The sequence below is a fragment of the Lactiplantibacillus plajomi genome (assembly GCF_005405405.1).
GTDB lineage: Bacteria > Bacillota > Bacilli > Lactobacillales > Lactobacillaceae > Lactiplantibacillus > Lactiplantibacillus plajomi.
Map to the genome: position 1 here is coordinate 1 of NZ_BJDZ01000068.1, position 807 is coordinate 807.

At 43.5% G+C, this 807-nt stretch carries 2 protein-coding genes; both read right to left on the bottom strand.

Annotated features, from left to right (window positions below; all coding sequences use genetic code 11):
- Positions 1-438 (bottom strand): IS5 family transposase (locus FFM82_RS13435; RefSeq protein ID WP_170178315.1); only part of this gene is annotated, 438 nt, incomplete at its 3' end.
- Positions 396-734 carry an IS5 family transposase gene (locus FFM82_RS13440; RefSeq protein WP_011031953.1) on the bottom strand — a complete coding sequence of 113 codons (339 nt, stop codon included), beginning with the start codon at positions 732-734 and terminating at the stop codon, positions 396-398. The genes FFM82_RS13440 and FFM82_RS13435, both read right to left, overlap by 43 nt.
- Between the last annotated feature and the right edge of the window lie 73 nt (positions 735-807).

The window sequence follows — 807 nt, forward strand, 5'->3', positions numbered from 1 at the left end:
TCGCTCACAATTGCGCCAGAGGCGCCGATATTTTCCTAGCCAGCTAAAACTGCGTTCGATAACCCAGCGTTGCGGGGTCACTTGACCGTGCCTAAGGTCACTCTGTTTAGCAATAATGACTTCAGCGTTAATCATTGCCTGAACTGATTGAGCAAAGTTGTTACCAGTATAACCACCATCGGCCATTACTCGTTGAACCAGGTCAAACTGTGATTTGTTTAACGCCAGTAGCGCATTGGCGCCATCACGCTCAGAAACATTGGCGGTTGTCACATGGACTGCCATCGGCAGCCCATTGATATCTACAGCAAGATGGCGCTTAATCCCACTCACCTTTTTACCACCATCGTAGCCACTACTTTCAGCAGGATCGGTATTCTTGACACTTTGAGCATCTAGAATGATGAACGATGTATAAACTGAACGCTTCTGAGCCAACCGATGTTGGCTGACAATTTTTTTAAAACCTTATCCAGAGGAGTGATACCAGCAGGAGATGGCGTTTTAGTCCAAAGTAACCAGTAATAATAGACGGTTTCCCATTTAGGAAAATCGCTGGGTAAATCGCGCCAAACGCACCCATTTTTCAAGGTATAAAGCAGGGCGCAAAAGATATCATATAAATCAACCTTTCTTGGCTTAGTCCGCTTACGTATGCCTTCTAGATCTGTCCGGATTAGTTCAAATTGTTCACGAGAGATGTCGCTACTATAATGGTGTGCAAAGCTTTTCATGGATTAAAAACTCCTGTTTTTGATCTAATTTAACTAAAATCAAATCGAATGTCAAAGTATCCAAACACGTTCT